At 50.1% G+C, this 19,958-nt stretch carries 21 protein-coding genes and 1 other annotated feature; of the genes, 7 read left to right on the top strand and 14 right to left on the bottom strand.

All coding sequences use genetic code 11. The annotated features are described in order from the left end of the window. Positions 1–218: 218 nt before the first annotated feature. From clpB to rluD, 3 genes are all read right to left on the bottom strand, one after another. Entirely contained in the window at positions 219–2,792 is a 2,574-nt protein-coding gene (clpB, locus tag B880_RS0122620; RefSeq protein WP_017349746.1) for an ATP-dependent chaperone ClpB, read from the bottom strand. A gap of 125 nt (positions 2,793–2,917) precedes the next feature. Beyond that, complete coding sequence (yfiH, locus tag B880_RS0122615) at positions 2,918–3,649, bottom strand: purine nucleoside phosphorylase YfiH (RefSeq protein ID WP_017349745.1); 732 nt, start codon at positions 3,647–3,649, stop codon at positions 2,918–2,920. Further along, positions 3,646–4,626 carry a 23S rRNA pseudouridine(1911/1915/1917) synthase RluD gene (rluD, locus tag B880_RS0122610; RefSeq protein WP_017349744.1) on the bottom strand — a complete coding sequence of 327 codons (981 nt, stop codon included), beginning with the start codon at positions 4,624–4,626 and terminating at the stop codon, positions 3,646–3,648. The genes yfiH and rluD overlap by 4 nt, the downstream gene beginning before the upstream one ends. A 129-nt stretch (positions 4,627–4,755) precedes the next feature. Between rluD and bamD the strand changes: the two genes are divergently transcribed. From bamD to pheA, 4 genes are all read left to right on the top strand, one after another. Further along, positions 4,756–5,487, top strand: a complete 732-nt coding sequence (bamD, locus tag B880_RS0122605) for an outer membrane protein assembly factor BamD (RefSeq protein ID WP_017349743.1) — start codon at positions 4,756–4,758, stop codon at positions 5,485–5,487. A gap of 282 nt (positions 5,488–5,769) precedes the next feature. Beyond that, entirely contained in the window at positions 5,770–6,099 is a 330-nt protein-coding gene (gene raiA, locus B880_RS0122600; protein ID WP_017349742.1) for a ribosome-associated translation inhibitor RaiA, read from the top strand. A gap of 91 nt (positions 6,100–6,190) precedes the next feature. Beyond that, positions 6,191–6,315: a sequence feature (Phe leader region), on the top strand. After that, the gene (locus tag B880_RS26965) at positions 6,192–6,239 is read left to right on the top strand and encodes a hypothetical protein (protein ID WP_202813433.1); all 48 of its coding nucleotides are present in this window, start codon (positions 6,192–6,194) and stop codon (positions 6,237–6,239) included. It overlaps the preceding feature by 48 nt. Positions 6,316–6,338: 23 nt before the next feature. Further along, a complete protein-coding gene (gene pheA / locus B880_RS0122595; protein WP_017349741.1) occupies positions 6,339–7,502 on the top strand; it encodes a bifunctional chorismate mutase/prephenate dehydratase in 1,164 nt (387 codons plus the stop codon). A 32-nt stretch (positions 7,503–7,534) separates the two neighbouring features. Here pheA and tyrA read toward each other — a convergent pair whose 3' ends face one another. Further along, positions 7,535–8,656, bottom strand: coding sequence for a bifunctional chorismate mutase/prephenate dehydrogenase (gene tyrA / locus B880_RS0122590; protein WP_017349740.1), 1,122 nt, complete (start codon positions 8,654–8,656; stop codon positions 7,535–7,537). Between the two features lie 6 nt (positions 8,657–8,662). Continuing rightward, the gene (locus B880_RS0122585; protein ID WP_017349739.1) at positions 8,663–9,742 is read right to left on the bottom strand and encodes a 3-deoxy-7-phosphoheptulonate synthase; all 1,080 of its coding nucleotides are present in this window, start codon (positions 9,740–9,742) and stop codon (positions 8,663–8,665) included. Positions 9,743–10,218: 476 nt separating this feature from the next. Here B880_RS0122585 and B880_RS0122580 point away from each other — a divergent pair, with 476 nt between their 5' ends. Next, positions 10,219–10,476 carry a holin gene (locus B880_RS0122580; RefSeq protein WP_017349738.1) on the top strand — a complete coding sequence of 86 codons (258 nt, stop codon included), beginning with the start codon at positions 10,219–10,221 and terminating at the stop codon, positions 10,474–10,476. 88 nt (positions 10,477–10,564) lie between these two features. Here the strand turns inward: B880_RS0122580 and rplS are convergent, their stop codons facing one another. The 5 genes from rplS to ffh all read right to left on the bottom strand — a co-directional run bounded on the left by rplS (position 10,565) and on the right by ffh (position 14,071). After that, positions 10,565–10,912: a 50S ribosomal protein L19 gene (gene rplS / locus B880_RS0122575; RefSeq protein ID WP_017349737.1), complete on the bottom strand. Its 348-nt coding sequence runs from the start codon at positions 10,910–10,912 to the stop codon at positions 10,565–10,567. 42 nt (positions 10,913–10,954) lie between these two features. After that, on the bottom strand, positions 10,955–11,716 hold the full coding sequence (gene trmD / locus B880_RS0122570; RefSeq protein WP_017349736.1) for a tRNA (guanosine(37)-N1)-methyltransferase TrmD: 762 nt from the start codon (positions 11,714–11,716) through the stop codon (positions 10,955–10,957). Between the two features lie 35 nt (positions 11,717–11,751). After that, positions 11,752–12,300 carry a ribosome maturation factor RimM gene (gene rimM, locus B880_RS0122565; RefSeq protein ID WP_017349735.1) on the bottom strand — a complete coding sequence of 183 codons (549 nt, stop codon included), beginning with the start codon at positions 12,298–12,300 and terminating at the stop codon, positions 11,752–11,754. 18 nt (positions 12,301–12,318) lie between these two features. Beyond that, complete coding sequence (gene rpsP / locus B880_RS0122560; protein WP_007893313.1) at positions 12,319–12,567, bottom strand: 30S ribosomal protein S16; 249 nt, start codon at positions 12,565–12,567, stop codon at positions 12,319–12,321. 142 nt (positions 12,568–12,709) lie between these two features. Then, positions 12,710–14,071, bottom strand: coding sequence for a signal recognition particle protein (ffh, locus tag B880_RS0122555; protein WP_017349734.1), 1,362 nt, complete (start codon positions 14,069–14,071; stop codon positions 12,710–12,712). Positions 14,072–14,236: 165 nt separating this feature from the next. On the opposite strand from ffh, the gene B880_RS0122550 reads away from it, so the two are divergent. Beyond that, positions 14,237–15,037, top strand: a complete 801-nt coding sequence (locus B880_RS0122550) for a cytochrome C assembly family protein (RefSeq protein ID WP_017349733.1) — start codon at positions 14,237–14,239, stop codon at positions 15,035–15,037. Positions 15,038–15,052: 15 nt separating this feature from the next. Then, entirely contained in the window at positions 15,053–16,339 is a 1,287-nt protein-coding gene (locus B880_RS0122545; protein ID WP_026042852.1) for an HlyC/CorC family transporter, read from the top strand. 50 nt (positions 16,340–16,389) lie between these two features. On the opposite strand, the gene luxS is transcribed toward B880_RS0122545, so the two are convergent. The 4 genes from luxS to yqaB all read right to left on the bottom strand — a co-directional run bounded on the left by luxS (position 16,390) and on the right by yqaB (position 19,682). Continuing rightward, entirely contained in the window at positions 16,390–16,905 is a 516-nt protein-coding gene (gene luxS / locus B880_RS0122540) for an S-ribosylhomocysteine lyase (protein ID WP_017349731.1), read from the bottom strand. 149 nt (positions 16,906–17,054) lie between these two features. Beyond that, positions 17,055–18,659: a glutamate--cysteine ligase gene (gene gshA / locus B880_RS0122535; RefSeq protein WP_017349730.1), complete on the bottom strand. Its 1,605-nt coding sequence runs from the start codon at positions 18,657–18,659 to the stop codon at positions 17,055–17,057. A gap of 31 nt (positions 18,660–18,690) precedes the next feature. Continuing rightward, the gene (locus B880_RS0122530) at positions 18,691–19,119 is read right to left on the bottom strand and encodes a YqaA family protein (RefSeq protein WP_017349729.1); all 429 of its coding nucleotides are present in this window, start codon (positions 19,117–19,119) and stop codon (positions 18,691–18,693) included. Further along, complete coding sequence (yqaB, locus tag B880_RS0122525) at positions 19,116–19,682, bottom strand: fructose-1-phosphate/6-phosphogluconate phosphatase (protein WP_017349728.1); 567 nt, start codon at positions 19,680–19,682, stop codon at positions 19,116–19,118. The genes B880_RS0122530 and yqaB overlap by 4 nt, the downstream gene beginning before the upstream one ends. Positions 19,683–19,958: the final 276 nt, after the last annotated feature.

The following is a 19,958-nucleotide window of genomic DNA, read 5'->3' as shown; positions in this document are numbered from 1 at the left end:
GGCGGGGTGAATCACTTCACTCCCTGCTGAGTCGTTTGCGTTTCCGCTTTGACGTCTCAGTGGTTGCGCATTATAGGCAGTTCTTCCGGACTGACAAGTGCTAATTTCAAGAAATTGCTCAACCGCTCACATTTCCACCCAAACGCTCAACAAAAGTGCTAAAAGCGCCGTTTAAGCATAAAAAAACGGGCCCGAAGGCCCGTTTTATCACGTTAAACTTACTGTGTAGCGACAATTTCGCCGTCTTCCACATCCATATTAATCACTTTTCCTGGCAGCAACGCCCCCGAGAGGATTTTCTGAGCCAACGGATTTTCAATCTGCTGCTGAATGGCTCGTTTCAAAGGTCGGGCACCGTACACCGGATCATAGCCATTTTCTCCCAGCAGTTTTAAAGCCGCTTCAGAGATGTGTAGCTGATAACCGCGCTCTTCCAACCGCTGATACAGACGCTGCAGCTGAATCAAGGCAATAGAAGCAATATGTTTCTCTCCTAATGGGTGGAACACAACGACTTCATCAATACGGTTAATGAACTCAGGGCGGAACTGCTGCCCAACCACATTCATCACTAACTCTTTCATCTGCGGATAGTTGAGTTCACCAAAGCGCTCCTGAATCAAATCAGAGCCCAGGTTCGAGGTCATGATGACGACCGTATTACGGAAATCAACGGTACGCCCCTGGCCATCCGTCAGACGGCCATCGTCCAGAACCTGCAACAGAATGTTGAAGACATCAGGATGTGCTTTCTCAACCTCATCCAACAGAATCACTGAGTAAGGGCGGCGGCGTACAGCTTCCGTCAGATATCCCCCTTCTTCATAACCTACATATCCAGGAGGAGCACCGACCAGGCGCGAAACCGAGTGTTTTTCCATAAACTCGGACATATCAATACGCACCATCGCGTCATCACTGTCGAACAGGAAATTCGCCAGAGATTTACACAGTTCGGTTTTCCCTACACCTGTTGGCCCGAGGAACAAGAATGAGCCAATTGGGCGATTAGGATCCGACAATCCGGCACGACTACGACGAATAGCATTCGAAACCGCTTCAACTGCTTCATCCTGCCCGATAACTCGCGCATGTAAATCCTGCTCCATGCGCAGCAGCTTATCGCGCTCCCCTTCCATCATGCGGGCAACTGGAATACCGGTCCAACGCGCCAGCACATCAGCAATTTCGACATCCGTTACGCGATTGCGTAGCAGCTTCATGATTTTGCCTTCAGACTGGGTCGCCGAAGCTAACTGTTTCTCTAGCTCAGGAATTTTACCGTATTGCAGCTCTGACATTTGTGCCAGATCCCCAATACGCCGAGCTTGCTCCAGAGATAAACGGGCCTGCTCGAGTTCAGCTTTAATATTCTGAGTGCCGGTGAGTGAAGCTTTTTCCGCCCTCCACTCTTCATCCAGCTCCGCATACTCCCGTTCTTTCTGATCCAACTCACTTTCCAGCATTTCAAGGCGCTTAACGCTTGCCTCGTCAGACTCTTTCTTTAATGCCTGCTGTTCTAGCTTAAGTTGGATGATACGACGGTCGAGCCTGTCCAACGGTTCCGGCTTCGAGTCAATCTGCATACGAATGCTGGATGCCGCTTCATCAATCAGGTCAATAGCTTTATCCGGCAATTGGCGATCGGCAATATAGCGGTGTGAAAGTGTTGCCGCAGCGACAATGGCAGGATCGGTTATTTGTACATGGTGATGCAGCTCATAGCGCTCTTTCAGGCCACGCAAAATGGCGATCGTGTCTTCTACTGATGGCTCAGCCACATACACTTTCTGGAAGCGGCGCTCTAAGGCCGCATCCTTTTCTATATATTGGCGATATTCATCAAGCGTAGTCGCCCCGACGCAGTGCAATTCACCACGCGCCAGAGCAGGCTTGAGCATATTGCCAGCATCCATCGCACCATCGGCTTTACCCGCACCCACCATGGTATGCAGTTCATCAATAAACAGGATGACATTCCCTTCCTGCTTCGCCAGATCGTTGAGCACGCCTTTCAGGCGCTCCTCAAATTCACCACGGTATTTTGCACCCGCCACCAGCGCTCCCATATCCAGCGCCAGCACGCGTCGACCTTTCAGGCCTTCAGGCACTTCACCATTAATGATGCGCTGCGCCAGCCCTTCCGCAATGGCGGTTTTACCTACGCCAGGCTCGCCAATCAATACCGGATTATTTTTGGTACGACGTTGCAGAACCTGGATGGTTCGACGAATTTCTTCATCACGGCCGATAACCGGGTCTAATTTCCCCAGTTCCGCTCGCTCAGTAAGATCGATAGTGTATTTTTTCAAAGCCTGGCGCTGATCTTCAGCCCCTTGATCGTTCACGTTCTCCCCTCCACGCAGTTGCTCAATGGCCTTCGTGATTTTCTCTGCGGTTGCACCAGCGGATTTGAGTAAATCAGCCAATGAGCCACGTGAATCAAGGGCCGCAAGAATAAATAGTTCAGATGATATGAAGTTGTCGCCACGCTTTTGCGCAAGCTTGTCACACAGATTAAGTACGCGTATCAGGTCCGAAGAAGGCTGCACATCACCTTCCGTTCCTTCGACCTGAGGTAAACGACTGATAGCCTGCTCAACGGCAGTGCGAAGTGAAGCCACATTCGCGCCCGCAGAGGCTAATAAAGGACGCACTGATCCCCCTTCCTGACTGAGCAACGCGCTCATCAGATGTAGAGGTTCAATAAATTGGTTGTCATGTCCCAGTGCGAGTGACTGGGCATCGGCAAGGGCCAACTGGAATTTGTTAGTAAGACGATCCAGACGCATATTTCCTCCCATTACAGGTCAAATGCTACTGGAGATTAAATGAGGTCATCCCTCAAATTTTCAAGGTTAATGACCTGAAAATTGGATAAAAAACAGGCTAACCTGGACCGTCTTGTGGCGTAAGGTTATCGCAGCCAAATTAAAGTTGCCATACGCCCGGTTGTTCCTTCACGGCGGAAGGAGAAAAAATCGTTACTTTCACTGTAGGTACAGCGTGTTTCACCACTAATAGCGCTGACACCAGCAGCCATTAAGCGCTGGCGGGCTAATAACCAGATATCCGCAAAATATTTTGCGCCCGCAGGACGAAATGCTTCTTCTGACCGTGAATCCTGCTCTGCAAATGCATGGCGCACTTCAGCCCCCACTTCAAACGCCTGAGGACCAATAGCAGGACCCAGCCAGGCGTAAATCTCTTCTGGTGGAGCCTGAAATGCAGCCAACGTATTTTCCAGCACGCCGGCACAAAGACCGCGCCAGCCAGCATGAGCAGCAGCGACTTCTTTACCATCGGCTGAACAGAACAGCACGGGCAGGCAATCTGCTGTCATTACCGCGCACACGGTCCCTTTGGTGCGGGTGTACGCAGCATCTGCTCGCGGAATTGCCTGATCCTGTTCGGGCAGACGACAAACGTCTGTTCCATGAACCTGATCGAGCCATTGCGGCATTTGAGGCAATTTTGCCCAATCGACCAAACGATGGCGGTTAGCAGCAACACTCTCTGGCGCATCGCCAACATGGGCTCCCAGGTTAAATGAATCCCATGGAGAAGTGCTTACCCCGCCCTGTCGGGTGGTTGAACAAGCCAGCACCCCTTCAGGTGCAGGCCATTTAGGCAAAATCAGTGATGTCATAGCCAGTCCATTTGATCGCGGAAGATTTCAGTATCGGCTTTAAGCGCCGCAATGAGATCTACCATATCTTGTGGCAATGGCGCATGCCACTCCATTTCGATACCCGTGATCGGATGGTACAAACGCAGCATGGTCGCATGCAGAGCCTGGCGATCAAACTTACGCAATGCCGCAATGAACTCCTCAGAAGCGCCTTTTGGTGGACGCGGACGGCCGCCGTACAGTTGATCCCCAACCAGAGGGTGCGTAATGTGCGACATGTGGACACGAATCTGGTGCGTACGCCCGGTTTCGAGGCGCAGACGCAGGCGCGTATGTGCCCGGAAGTGCTCCATAATGCGATAGTGGGTCGTCGCAGGTTTGCCCATCGGATGCACGGCCATGTGTGTGCGCTTGGTCGAGTGACGAGAAATCGGTTCGTTTACCGTTCCGCCTGCTGTCATCGTTCCAATTGCAACCGCTTCATATTCGCGAGTAATTTCACGCAATTGCAGTGACTCTACTAAGTGAGTCTGTGCAGGAACGGTCTTCGCTACTACCATCAGGCCGGTGGTGTCTTTGTCCAGTCGATGGACAATACCCGCACGTGGCACATCGGCAATTTCCGGGTAATGATAGAGCAGCGCATTCAGCACCGTGCCATCAGGATTACCCGCACCAGGGTGAACAACCAGGTCACGTGGTTTGTTGATGACAAGGATATGCTCATCTTCATAGACGATGTTCAGCGCAATGTTTTGGGCTTCCCAGCGCTGCTCTTCCTCGATTTCTGCGCGAATTTCTACGCGCTCGCCACCCAGAACTTTCTCTTTCGGCTTGTCGATGATGACGTCATTTACATAAACCTGACGGGCAAGGATCCATTCTTTTATGCGAGAACGTGAATAATCAGGGAACAATTCTGCCAAAGTTAGATCTAACCGTTGTCCGAGCTGTGACTCGGTAACCGTTGCGGTAAGTTGAACTTGTTGTGCCATATACAGCTTCTTCGTTAACGTTGGGTTTTCACGGCGATGCCGTTTAATATAATGTGCTATCGTACCTGTCATAACCGGGAGCTATACGGACCGCTTCCGCCATAACACGTTGAGGATAATCATTTCGTCATGACGCGCATGAAACATCTGGTGGCTGCTGCCACACTGAGCCTGGTACTTGCCGGTTGCTCCAGCTCGGACGCAGTGCCGGACAGCCCGCCTTCTGTCATCTACGCGACAGCCCAGGAAAAACTGCAGGACGGTAACTTTAAAGCGGCAATTAAGCAACTTGAAGCATTGGATAACCGCTACCCGTTCGGCCCTTACTCCCAGCAGGTACAGCTGGATTTGATCTACGCCTACTATAAAAACGCCGATCTGCCCCTCGCGCAGGCTGCTATTTCACGTTTCATGCGTCTTAATCCGACCCATCCGAACATCGACTATGTCATTTACATGAAAGGTCTGACGGACATGGCGCTGGATGATTCAGCACTGCAGGGCTTCTTTGGTATTGACCGTTCCGATCGTGATCCTACGCATGCTCGTGATGCCTTCAAGGATTTCTCGCAGTTACTGCAAGGCTATCCTGGCAGCCAGTATGCTGCTGATGCGCAAAAACGTTTGGTATACCTGAAGGATCGTTTGTCGAAATATGAACTGTCCGTGGCGCAATTCTATACCAAGCGTGGTGCCTATGTCGCGGTAGTTAATCGCGTTGAGGGTATGCTGCGTGATTATCCTGATACCAAAGCAACGCGTGATGCGCTGCCGTTGATGGAAAATGCCTATCGTAAGCTGCAGTTGAACGCAGAAGCGGATAAAGTGGCGAAAATCATTGCCAACAATAACGCAGAGTAATTTTTTCTGTGCCAAGTAAAAAAGCAGCCTGTATGGCTGCTTTTTTTTGTTCCGATATCCAGCGTTTTCAATTTTTTTCCTTGGGTTATCCAGTCAACAATGCGCTTCAAATTTGATGACATCAAGCCTTTTTCTCGCCTTTCTGGTGTCTTCGCACAAACTTCGAGCATTCCCTTTACGTTGACAAAAAGTGACGCTTTTATGTGATCCAAGTCACACTTTCTCCTGATTTTCGCGGTATGCTGGCCCTACCAAGACGGAAATGACAGAGAGGTTTCAACGATGATTCTGAACATTACCAGTAAACAAATGGAGATCACTGCGGCCATTCGTACACACGTAGAGGATCGCCTTGCCAAACTTGAAAAGTGGCAAACTCATCTGATTAACCCGCACATCGTCTTGTCGAAGGAACCGAAGGAATTTGTGGCAGACGCCACGATCAACACACCGAATGGCACATTGGTTGCCAGTGCAAAACACGCGGACATGTATACCGCCATTAACGAATTACTGGCTAAGCTAGAGCGCCAACTGAACAAAGCACAGCACAAGCCAGAAGCACGTCGAGCCAATGCCAGCGTGAAAGATCTCACCCTGGCCAGCGAATAATCCCCATTGAGGCGCGCCTACGGGCGCGTTTTCTGTTGACAGCCTTAAATCAGTACGGTTACTCTCACAGCATCCTGATAATGGAATCTACCATGACCAAACTGCCGTTTTTCTTCGCTTTCTTTTTTACCTTCCCCTGATTGGGAGGCAATTCGTCGTGTGAAAACGAAAGCGAAGACGAACTACAAAGCCTCCCAACCGGGAGGTTTTTTTTTATTTAATTTTGACAGGTGAGCTTAATGAATCCGGAAAATCCACTGCTGGTACTGCGAGAAAAAATCAGCGCAGTTGATGAGAAATTACTGACGCTTCTGGCTGAACGCCGTGCTCTGGCCGTTGATGTCGCGCAGGCGAAACTGGCAACCCACCGTCCGATTCGTGATATCGAGCGGGAACGGGCATTACTGGAACATCTGATTCAATTGGGTAAGAAGCACAATCTGGATGCACACTACATCACTCGCCTGTTCCAGTTAGTCGTTGAAGATTCCGTCCTGACACAGCAGGCTTTGCTGCAACGCAATCTCAACCATGAACACGCTTCTGCTGCCCGCATCGCTTTCCTCGGCCCTAAAGGTTCTTATTCCCACCTCGCCGCACGGAAATATGCAGCCCGCCACTTCGACGCCATGACTGAACAAGGTTGCCTTAAATTCCAGGACATCATTAAGCACGTTGAAACAGGACAGGCTGATTACGCAGTATTACCGATTGAGAACACCAGTTCCGGTTCAATCAATGACGTTTACGATTTGCTGCAGCAGACAACGCTGTCAATTGTGGGTGAGCTAACGCTCCCTATTGATCACTGCGTTCTGGTTTCCAGCAACACTTCGCTGCAGCAAATTGAAACCGTCTACAGTCATCCACAACCCTTCCAGCAGTGCAGCCAGTTTATTAACCGTTTCCCACACTGGAAAATCGAATACACCGAGAGCACCGCCGCTGCGATGGAAAAAGTTGCCGCAATGAATTCTCCTACAGTCGCAGCACTGGGGAGCGAGGCCGGGGGTGAGCTGTATCAACTGCAGGTACTGGAACGTAATCTAGCCAACCAGCAGCAAAACCAGACACGCTTTATTGTCCTCGCACGTAATGCTATTGAAGTGTCTGAACAGGTACCGGCTAAGACCACATTAGTCATGGCTACCGGGCAACAAGCCGGGGCACTGGTAGATGCGCTAATGGTACTGCGTAATCATAATCTGATCATGAGTAAGCTGGAGTCTCGTCCTATCAACGGTAATCCATGGGAAGAGATGTTTTATATTGATGTGCAGGGTAATCTGCAATCCGCTGCGATGCAGCAGGCGCTTCAGGAACTCACGGGCCTGACACGTTCTCTCAAAGTGCTGGGCTGTTATCCCGGAGAGAATGTCGTGCCGGTAGAACCACGCGCATAAAGAAGAAAGGCATCCACAGGATGCCTTTACTTTTATTTGCGGCTGTCGTTAGCCGATTTCAACAGGCTACGGCTCTCAACCAGGAAACGTTTGGCGTGGTCGCCAAACCAGTGCTCAACCCGGTTAAAACTACTGACGAATTCGGCCTTATCACCGTTCTCCAGTAACTTAATCGCCTCACCAAAACGTTGATAGTAACGTTTGATCAGCGCCAGATTGTTCTCCGATGACATAATGATATCAGCATACAGCTGTGGGTCTTGTGCAAACAATCGACCTACCATTGCCAGTTCCAGACGATAGATAGGTGATGAAAGTGCCAACAGCTGATCGAGATTAACGTTTTCTTCTGCTAAATGCAGACCATAAGCAAAGGTCGCAAAATGGCGCAATGCCTGAATAAAGGCCATATTCTGGTCGTGCTCTACCGCACTGATACGGTGTAAACGCGCACCCCACACCTGAATTTGCTCCAGGAACCACTGATACGCTTCAGGCTCACGCCCATCACACCAGACCACAACCTGTTTTGCCAGGCTACCGCTATCCGGTCCGAACATCGGGTGCAGACCTAACACGGGCCCAGAGTGTGCTGCCAGCATAGCCTGCAGTGGACCATTCTTGACTGAGGCCAGATCGACTAAAACACAATCCTGCGGTAACGGTGGTAGTTGAGCAATAACCTGCTCAGTAAGGTGAATAGGCACACTAATGATCACCATACCGGCATCACTCAGCATACTCTCAGCCTGAGGCCAGTCGTCTTTATCCAGCGTTTTGACCTGATAGCCTGACAATGTCAGCATTTTGGCAAACAGCCGTCCCATTTGCCCCGCTCCACCAACAATGACAATCGGGCGCATTGTTGGACACAGGGTTTTGAAACCTTTGTCGTTTTCGCTGGCGTAGGACTCCCGCATCACACGACGCAGGATATCTTCTATTAAATCAGGCGCTACACCGAGCGCCTCCGCCTCTTTACGCCGTGAAGCCAGCATTGAAGCTTCACGTTCAGGTACGTAAATCGGCAGGCCGTAGCGGCTTTTCACTTCGCCGACTTCAGCCACCAAAGCCATGCGTCTGGCTAAGAGCTCCAGTAACGCTTTATCTACTTCATCAATTTGATCGCGTAGCGCGGTCAGTTCTGCCACCATTGCTCTTTACACCTCGTGTGAAACACGCGCCGCCAGTACTCCTTGCAGATCCTGATGGATTTCACGCAGTAACGATTCGGTGGTTTCCCAGTTGATGCAAGCATCCGTCACGGAAACACCATATTTCATCTCACTACGCGGTTGCTCAGAAGATTGATTGCCTTCGTGGATATGGCTTTCCAGCATCAGGCCAGTGATCGAGCGATTGCCATCTTTAATCTGTGCGACAGCAGACTCGGCCACGCCAGACTGGCGACGAAAGTCTTTGTTAGAGTTGCCATGACTGCAATCTATCATTAAGGATGGACGCAGTCCTGCTTTCACCATCTCTTTTTCACACTGCAAAACATCTTCCGGGCCGTAATTAGGGGCTTTACCACCACGCAGGATCACGTGTCCATCGGGGTTGCCCTGAGTCTGCAGCAAGCAAACTTGTCCTGATTGGTTAATACCCACAAAGCGATGCGGCATTGCAGCGGCACGCATTGCATTGATAGCGGTACCCAGGCTGCCATCTGTGCCGTTCTTGAAGCCAACAGGCATAGACAAACCGGAAGCCATTTCACGGTGCGTTTGTGACTCAGTGGTACGCGCACCAATAGCTGACCAGCTAAACAGATCGCCTAAATATTGTGGAGAGTTTGGATCCAACGCTTCAGTGGCAAGTGGCAGTCCCATCTCAACCAGGTTAACCAGAAGCTGACGTGCGATATGCAAGCCCGCTTCCATGTCGAAGGAGTTGTTCATGTAAGGATCGTTGATCAACCCCTTCCAGCCAACGGTGGTACGAGGTTTCTCAAAATAGACGCGCATAACGATATACAGCTGATCCTTCAACTGTTCAGAGAGAGTTTGCAGACGACGAGCATATTCAAGTGCAGCTTCGGTATCGTGAATTGAGCAAGGGCCACAAACAACCAACAGACGCGGATCACGACCGGCGATGATGTCTGAAATGGTTTGACGGGAAGCGGCAATCTGGGCTTCCTGCGCGGCGGTTAACGGGAACTTAACCTTAAGCTGCTCTGGAGTAATTAACACCTGCTCATCTGCGATGTGCACATTGTTCAGCGCGTCTTTCTGCATGATAGCGATCCTTTATTCTCTCGTTTATGCGTTATGGGATCCTCGTCAGAGGATGAGATTTACTCTATCACATAACGTAAATCATGCAATCCAGCATGTACACTTTTGTTACCACAAAAATAAAAACCAACGACAATAAAAAATAAAACCATTAATATCAAAAGCATAATAGACACCACTAATTCACATCACGACAAAATGGTGTAAATTTATAATTACACCCATAAAGTGCAGGATTTAATAAAAGCGCGTTAACTGCTTCTAATCGCTCTGTTTTTTCTCGCTTCTACCGGGTACAAAGACACTGAGATAACGATCAACGTACGATCATCACCATTAGCCCTGGCTCCCCAATGAAGCAACGTAAATGGCAGTGGGTTGCAGTTTACTTAGCTTATGATACTGTATATAAATACAGTTAAATGTTTATAAACATCCTAATGGAGAGGGAAAGCGCAGCGTGAACCGGAGTCGTTATGGATAAAATCCCCGCATTTTCCGGCTGGTTAAGCGGAGGCTTTTCAGACTGGATCAGTCACCACAGCGTGCAGGAAGTCGCCCTGGTCGTTGGAGCAACCGTGGCGGTTACCACGTTATTAATCAATCTGATTACGTTGCTGATCAATCTGGCGAATTTTTTTCTTAACTGGCACTACCGCAAGAAAAAATTGCGTTTACAGCAGCTGAACAAAGCCGCACCAGCACGAGAAAGAGAAAAGGATGAAGTCAAATAGCGCAGACTAGGTGTCAGGAATAAAAAAGGGGCCAGCATACGCTGACCCCTTGTTTGCATTAACTTTAAGATGTCGCTGACGCGAGTACTTAGCCCAGACGCTCTTTGATACGCGCTGACTTACCAGTACGCTCACGCAGGTAGTACAGTTTGGCTTTACGCACGGCACCACGACGTTTAACAGCGATGCTGTCAATAACAGGTGAGTGAGTCTGGAAAACACGCTCAACGCCTTCGCCGTTAGAAATCTTACGAACAGTGAATGCAGAGTGCAGACCGCGGTTACGAATAGCGATAACCACGCCCTCGAATGCCTGCAGACGTTTTTTAGAACCTTCAACGACCCATACTTTCACTTCCACGGAATCACCCGGACGGAATGAAGGTACGTCTTGCTTCAGCTGTTCTTGTTCAAGTTGCTTAATAATGTTGCTCATAATTAAATCTCTTATCCTGGGTAAACTGATAGTGGGGGAAGATCACTCTTCCTCATCATCGTTTTGTTGCTGATGTTCACGTTGGAACTCGCTCAGCAACCTTGCTTGCTCTTCAGTCAGAGCCAGGTTTTCCAGAAGTTCAGGTCTTCTCAGCCAGGTACGGCCCAACGACTGTTTAAGCCGCCAGCGGCGAATATCAGCATGGTTACCAGACAGCAGAACTGCCGGAACATCTTTGCCTTCTAACACTTCAGGTCGGGTATAGTGCGGGCAATCCAGCAAACCGTCCGAGAATGAATCCTCATCTGCTGACGCTTGTTTTCCCAATACACCTGGCACAAGCCGGGAGACTGAGTCAATTAACGTCATTGCTGGCAGCTCACCGCCACTGAGTACGTAATCGCCGATTGACCATTCTTCATCAATTTCGGTTTGGATTACGCGTTCATCTATCCCTTCATAGCGACCACATACCAGAATCAACTTCTGCTGTGACGCCAGTTCGCAAACGCCCTGTTGGTCCAGTTTGCGCCCCTGAGGTGAAAGATATATCACCTTTGCACCGTCTCCTGCCGCCGCTTTCGCCGCGTGAATCGCATCCCGTAAGGGTTGCACCATCATCAACATTCCCGGTCCGCCGCCGTAAGGACGATCGTCTACAGTACGGTGCCGGTCGTGAGCGAAGTCTCGTGGACTCCAGCTCTGAATGTTAAGCAGGCCATTTTTAACTGCCCGGCCAGTTACCCCGTATTCGGTAATAGCGCGAAACATCTCTGGAAACAGGCTAATAACACCAATCCACATTGTATGCGCCGTTTCGTTACCGTGATATCCGGAGATCAAAAACCAGGATCCCAATCTACTTCGATAGTTCGAGTAGCGAGATCGACTTTCTTGATAACCTGTTCATCAAGAAACGGTATTAACCGCTCCTGCACACCGAATGCATCCTTCAGGTTTGCCTTAACGACGAGAACGTCGTTCGATCCGGTTTCCATCAAATCAATGACTTTGCCCAGCTCGTAGCCTTCTGTGTTTACCACTTTGCAACCCATAAGGTCTTTCCAGTAGTAATCACCATTGTCCAGCTCTGGCAGTTGCGTCGAGTCAACCTTGATTTCGCAATTGGTTAACTGTGCCGCCGCGTCCCGATCATCAATGCCTTTGACTTTGATAATCAGGTCCTGATTGTGGTGCTTCCACCCCTCTAGCTCAACTTGCTGCCATTTACCGGCACGCTCGATAAACCAGGGTTGATAGGCGAAAATACTTTCGGCATCTTCGGTGGAGGAAAACACTTTGAGCCAACCCCGAATGCCGTATGCGGCCCCCATTTTGCCCAATACAATTGGGTTAACAGGAAGCTGTGCGGCAGGTTTCATGCTCATGCTCACCACCGTGACAGATTAAGCTGCTTTTTTTGCTTCTTTGATCAGCGCGTTAACGCGATCAGAAAGCGTTGCGCCCTGGCCAACCCAGTGCTCAATACGATCCAGGTCCAGACGCAGACCTTCAGCCTGACCAGATGCGATCGGGTTGAAGAAACCAACACGCTCGATGAAACGACCATTACGAGCGTTACGGCTGTCAGTAACGACAACCTGATAGAACGGACGCTTTTTAGCGCCGTGACGTGCCAAACGAATTGTAACCATAACATCCTCTTCAGTTAATAAAACAACCGGGCCCCAATGAGGGTCGGGGCCCGGATGTCGTATAAAAAGCCCGAAAATCTTACTCGCTTTGGTGAAAAAAGCAACCTAATAGCGCTAGCTTTCCGGCTTTTTTGCGGAACGGTTAACGTCCCGGGAATCCTGGCGGCATCATACCTTTCATGCTGCGCATCATTTTAGCCATGCCGCCTTTTTTCATTTTCTTCATCATACGCTGCATATCGTCGAACTGCTTGAGCAGACGGTTAACGTCCTGCACCTGCATACCCGAGCCCACAGCGATACGACGCTTGCGCGATCCTTTGATGATTTCTGGCTTTTCGCGCTCTTTGCGCGTCATTGAGTTAATCATCGCTTCCATACGGACCAGTACTTTGTCGTCCATCTGCGACTTCACATTGTCAGGCAGCTGTCCCATACCTGGCAGTTTGCCCATCAGGCTGGCCATGCCACCCATATTGCGCATCTGTTTCAGTTGCTCAAGGAAGTCGTTAAGGTCAAAACCGTCACCGGTTTTCAACTTCTTAGCCAGTTTCTCCGCTTGTTCGCGGTCAACTTTGCTTTCGATGTCTTCGATCAGCGACAGCATGTCGCCCATGCCCAGAATACGGGAGGCGATGCGGTCTGGATAGAAAGCTTCCAGCGCTTCTGTCTTCTCGCCCATACCCATAAACTTGATAGGTTTACCGGTAATATGGCGAATAGACAGTGCCGCACCACCGCGTGCGTCACCATCGACTTTCGTCAGGATCACACCCGTAAGTGGCAGCGCTTCGTTAAAGGCTTTGGCGGTGTTCGCCGCATCCTGACCGGTCATTGCATCGACGACAAACAGCGTTTCTACCGGGTTAATCGCGGCATGAACCTGCTTGATTTCGTCCATCATGGCTTCGTCAACGTGCAGACGGCCCGCGGTATCCACCAACAGCACATCATAGAACTGCAGTTTCGCCTCTTTCAGCGCCTGGTTCACGATGTCTACCGGCTTCTGACTTGGGTCAGAAGGGAAGAAGTCAACACCAACTTGCTGCGCCAGCGTTTCCAACTGTTTGATCGCCGCAGGGCGATAAACGTCAGCAGAAACGACCAGCACCTTTTTCTTGTGCTTCTCGCGCAGGAACTTACCGAGTTTGCCCACGCTGGTGGTTTTACCCGCACCTTGCAAGCCAGCCATCAACACCACTGCCGGCGGTTGAGCCGCCAGGTTTAGCGTGTTGTTTTCATCACCCATCGCTGCAACCAACTCATTGCGCACGATTTTGATGAACTCCTGACCTGGCGTCAGGCTTTTATTAACATCATGACCCACCGCGCTCTCTTTGACGCGGTTGATGAATTCACGCACAACTGGCAGCGCTACGTCAGCTTCCAGCAATGCCATACGCACTTCGCGCAGGGTATCTTTGATGTTGTCTTCAGTCAGCCTGCCGCGGCCGCTGATATTTCGCAGAGTTTGCGATAAACGATCGGTCAAATTATCAAACATTGTCTCTCACTCAGAACATAGCGAGGCCGTGTGAACGGCATAATTGGGCGGATTATATCATGAAGTGCCGTTGATCTCTGCAATTGACCTTCAGATCGTTTGGCGCATGCTGCTGCTGACGTTATACTGCTTTTTTGTTTATCTGACTGATACCTGAAAGGTTATATGTCCGCTTTCGCGTTAGTGGCGTTATTCGCCTACTCTCTGAGCCTCGCTCTGATTATCCCGGGTCTACTCAAACGCAACGGTGGCTGGCGTCGGATGGCTGTGCTTTCCGCCTGCCTTGCACTGATCTGCCATGCAGTGGCCTTACAGCAACGTATTTTTTCCGTTGATGACGGACAGAACCTTAGCCTGCTCAATATTGGCTCGCTGGTTAGCTTACTGATCTGTTGTGTGATGACTATCGTTGCCTCACGCAATCGTGGGTGGGTCCTGCTGCCGATTGTGTATAGCTTTGCGCTGATCAATCTGGCCTTTGCCACGTTTGTCCCCAATGCATTTATTACGCATCTGGAGACATCCCCCGGCATGATGATTCACATCGGACTCTCTCTGTTTGCCTACGCAACACTCATTATTGCGGCGCTTTATGCCTTACAGTTGGCGTGGATCGACTACCAACTGAAAAATAAGAAGCTGGCTTTTACGCAGGATATGCCGCCGTTGCTGAGCATTGAACGTAAGATGTTTCATATTACTCAGGTAGGCGTAGTTCTGCTGACGCTGGTGCTGTGTACCGGTCTGTTCTATATGCACAATCTGTTTAGCGAAGAGAACGTCGATAAAGCCGTGCTCTCGATCCTCGCCTGGTTTGTCTATATTGTTCTGCTCTGGGGCCATTATCATGAAGGCTGGCGTGGACGCCGTGTGGTCTGGTTCAACTGTGGTGGAGCACTACTGTTAACCATGGCTTACTTCGGTAGTCGCGTGTTACAGCATTTGCTCATCCATACGTCCCATTAATAAGGAACGCCTGTGTTGGAACATGTTTCAACCACCACGTTAATTATCACTTTAGTCATCATGGTGCTGGTTTCAGCATGGTTTGCCGGTTCTGAAACCGGCATGATGACACTTAACCGCTATAAATTACGTCATCAGGCTAAGAGCGGTGTGCGCAGCGCTCGCCGGGTCGAAAAACTGCTCAAGCGGCCAGACCGCCTGATAAGCCTGGTGCTGATCGGCAACAACCTCGTTAATATTTTGGCCTCTTCGCTGGCGACCATCGTAGGCATCCGACTATATGGCGATGCAGGTGTCGCCATTGCTACCGGCATTTTGACCTTTGTGGTGCTGGTTTTTGCTGAAGTGTTGCCCAAAACCATTGCTGCGCTCTATCCCGAAAAAGTAGCCTATCCCAGCAGTATCCTGCTTGGTCCACTGCAATATGTCATGCTGCCGCTGGTGTGGTTGCTAAATACCATTGCACGCGGCCTGATGCGTTTAGTCGGCATTAAAACTGAAGGCTCAATTAGCGGTGCTTTAAGCAAAGAGGAACTGCGCACCATCGTGTATGAGTCGCGTAGTCTGATGTCGCGTCGTAATCAGGATATGCTGCTGTCAGTGTTGGACCTGGAAAAAATCAGCGTGGACGACATCATGGTGCCGCGCAATGAAATCGTCGGCATTAACATCAGTGACGACTGGAAGTCGATCATGCGCCAGCTGACACACTCTCCTCATGGCAGGATTGTACTGTTCCGCGACTCCCTGGATGACTGTGTTGCCATGCTGCGGGTGCGCGAAGCCTGGCGCATCATGAGTGAGAAAAAAGAGTTCAACAAAGAGACTCTGCTGCGTGCAGCGGATGAAATCTACTATGTGCCGGAAGGTACGCCACTCAATGTGCAGCTCATCAAATTCCAGCGCAACAAGAAAAAAGTTGGCATGGTGGTCGATGAGTATGGCGATATCAAAGGGCTGGTGACTATCGAGGATATTCTCGAAGAGATTGTGGGTGACTTTACAACCTCTATGTCCCCTTCTCTCGCCGAAGAAGTCATGCCACAAACGGATGGTTCAGTGCTTATCGAGGGCAGCGCAAACGTCAGGGACATCAATAAGGCGTTTAACTGGCATTTGCCTGAAGAAGGTGCTCGTACGATCAACGGCATGTTGCTGGAAGCGCTAGAGGAGATTCCGCAAGTGAAGACGCGGGTGTTGATCAGCAAATATGACGTGGACATTCTGGACGTACAGGACAATATGGTAAAGCAGGTGCGTATTACCCCTCATGTACCACTCAAAACTTCTGTAGGTTCCTGATGCAAAAACGCCGCAAACTATGCGGCGTTTTTTTTCGCTCAAATGAACGACTAGATGTGCAGTTCTTTCAGCTTTTCAGCAGGCAACTTGAGATCTTCGTTACGGTTAACGCCGATATCGTGTGCCAGAACGTTGCGAGCAATCTGCTGCGCTTCGTCCAGAGAGTGCAGCTTGTAGCTACCACACTGATATTCATTCAGCTCAGGAATCTGGTTCTGGTCTTTGACCTTCAGCACATCTTCCATTGCACCTTTCCACGCTTTTGCCACTTCCTGCTCATCTGGCGTGCCAATCAGGCTCATGTAGAAACCGGTGCGGCAGCCCATTGGTGAGATATCAACAATTTCTACACCTGCGCGATTCAGATGATTACGCATGAAGCCTGCGAACAGGTGTTCCAGGGTATGGATCCCACGCTCAGTCAGAATATCGATATTTGGACGGCAGAAACGCAGGTCAAAAACGGTGATGGTATCGCCATGAGGAGTGTTCATCGTTTTGGCTACACGTACTGCGGGTGCCGCCATGATGGTGTGGTCTACAGTAAAACTATCCAGCAGTGGCATCTTGTCACCTCCTGTTTTGAAATTTTTTTTGAACCGATGAAACTTTTCTGTTCGCCGAGCGTCTTAATCTATGAAAGACGCGCATTTGTTATCATCATCCCTGACACAGAGATGTTATTTTGGCCACAGTGATGTGGCCATTTTCTTTTCTACCCGTTCCGACTTGCCAGGTAGGTTTCAAAATCTTGCGTTTCGCTTACTTCTAACTGCTGCTGCGCAGCAATCGATTCAGCGGCCTGACGGCTAAACGCCTGTTCATCCAACACTTCCAGTGACTCTTCGCAGAGCAGATGGCGATATTGCTCAGCTAATCCAACACCAGCCCCCACCAAACCGTTCTGTTTAATGGTGCGAAGAATGCGCGCCGAATAGGTTAGCTCAGGATCGTCGAACGATGCTACCAGTTGATCGCAAACCTGTTGATATTGCGTGCTACCGTTATTGCTATCCAGCACTTCAGCCACACGATGTAAGTCAGCAAACAGGGTTTTACCCACTTCAGCCAGGCTAAATTGCGCTTCACCACAACCCACGCCAATCGTCTGATCTGGCTTACGGCCTTCAAGAATGACTCGGTTCCAGTTCGTACGACTGCATAACAGCTCCTCGGCACTCATTTCTGGCGCATCCGCAAGGGTGCACCAAATCAGGAACAAATCGAGGAAACGGGCCTGATCAGCATCGACACCCACAGGTGAGAACGGATTGATATCCAACGAGCGCACTTCAATATATTCAATGCCACCGCGCAGCAATGCATCTGACGGTGCTTCTCCTGAACGCGTTACGCGTTTAGGGCGAATGGGCGCGTAGAGCTCATTTTCAATTTGCAGCACGTTGGTGTTGAGCTGAAGCCAGTTGCCAGCAGCATCATGAGTGCCCATCGGGGCAAACTCTTCAGAAGGCGTTTTAATCGCTTTCTTCAGGGCTGAAACATAGCCTTCAAGCGAATTAAAGGTAATGCCGAGGTTATTCTGCGATTTGTTGGTGTAGCCAAGGTCGCTCAGGCGTAGTGACGTTGCATAAGGCAGCCACAACGTCCCTTTGCCATTACTTTCAAACGGCAGTTTGCTTTCGCGTCCTTGCAGGAAACTTTCGCAGATGGCCGGAGAAGCACCAAAAAGATAAGGAATAACCCAGCCAAACCGATAGTAGTTGCGAATCAAACGCAGATAACCGGCAGAGATCGTCTCTTTGCCGCTCTCGGCATCTTTCACATCTGCCCACTCCTGCCAAAAGGTGAGCGGCAGCGAGAAGTTGTAGTGGATGCCAGAAATGATTTGCATCAGGGCACCGTAGCGATTTTTTAATCCCTGACGATAGAGGGTTTTCATACGCCCTACGTTAGAAACGCCATATTGTGCGATCTCAATCGCACTGGCATCTTCCACGAAACCAGGCATGCTGAACGGCCACATACGTTCTTCGCCCAGCTCTCGAGCGGTATGACGATGAATATCACGCAGCACCGCCAACATATGATCAATGTCTTTATCGACCGGAGTAATAAACTCCAGCAGCGTTTCTGCGAAATCCGTGGTTATCCAGTCGTGCTTTAACGCTGAACCCAGCGAAATAGGATGGCCGGTTGAGGCGAGATGACCATTGGGGTCAACGCGCAGCGTTTCACGCTCAATACCGCGACCGATCCCTTTCAGGGCACCGGGGTGCGCTTCCAGCCAGGAAAGCGCTTTAGATACATCCGGGACCACATTAACCTCCCGCTGTGAGAATAGTTTATTTTTGTTCAGCATAATGTTAACCCTAGCCTCGAATCTGTGCGAATCAATGCCACCATTGCATACCTTGTAAGGTGACCATCGCGATAACCACGTAACGCAGCGTTTTACCGATCGCAAGATACAGCACCACTGGACCCCAGGCCAAACGCAGCCAGCCGGCCAGCACGCACAATACATCGCCAATAAGCGGTAGCCAACTGAACAGCAAGGCTGCTGGTCCAAGCCGGTTTAGCCACGTTATTGCTTTTTGATGCCATCGCCCTTGCTGCTTCAGTGGTAGCAGGCGACCAATTATAATGTTTGTCAGGCCACCCAGGGTGTTTCCCAGCGAGGCCATCGTCACTAAGGCAAAAACCGATGCCTGTTTAGCTATCAGTAATGTGACGAGTAGAGCTTCTGAGCTACCCGGTAGCAGTGTCGCACTAAGGAAGCTGCTGCTAAATAAAGAGGCGTTTGCGAGAAATGCGGTCACAGTAAACGCACATCAACGACATCCATTCCTGCTGCCTGAGCCGCGCGAATGCCAAAATCAGCATCTTCGAACACCACGCAGCGTTCAGGCGCAACACCTAATAGTGCCGCGCAGCGTAAAAAGGTTTCAGGTTCCGGCTTATGCAGCGTGACATCATCCGCACCTACAATCGCCGAAAACAGATCCTGCACGCCCAGCTCCGTCAACAGTGCCACAGCCATACTGTGTTCACTTCCGGTGCCTACAGCCATCGGACGCTTACCATAATAAGCCCTGGCGACCTCAAGCAGGGGCAAAGGCCGCACGTTATCCAGCAGCATCGCTTTCACCGCCGTGGTTTTTTCCGCAGCCAGGTGATGAGGATCAATATTTAAGCCGTGAGTTTCAGTAATGAACTGTGCTAAGCGCCAGGTTGGCGATCCATTGAACCTCACCATGGTTTCTTCATCAAACGCGAGATCATAACGTGCCAGAACCTGTTGCCAGGCCTTTCTGTGCGTTGGCTCTGTATCGAGAATAGTGCCGTCCATATCGAAAATCAGAGCATCATATTGATCGTACATTGCCTCTCCAGACACCGCGAAAAATGTGTCCTTACTTTAGCTGAATGTGCATAGGTTGTCGCCAGGAGTGATTAACCGCAAATGCTTTGAAAGCATTAACAATTTTTCATTTGAGAAAAAGAGGAGGAGTAAGTGCCAGAGTTAACTGTGTGACAGCTATAGCTTTTGGTGCAGGATCAGAAAGTTGCGAAATAAATGACAGGATTAGATTGGGAAGAAACGAGAAACTTTAAGGAAAAATTCAGAGAAGAAAGGAGATGGTGCATCCAGGAGGAT

Origin of the sequence: Pantoea sp. A4 (assembly GCF_000295955.2) — a bacterium.
GTDB classification, from domain to species: Bacteria; Pseudomonadota; Gammaproteobacteria; order Enterobacterales; family Enterobacteriaceae; genus Pantoea; species Pantoea multigeneris.
This window is presented reverse-complemented; position numbering and strand designations above follow the sequence as displayed.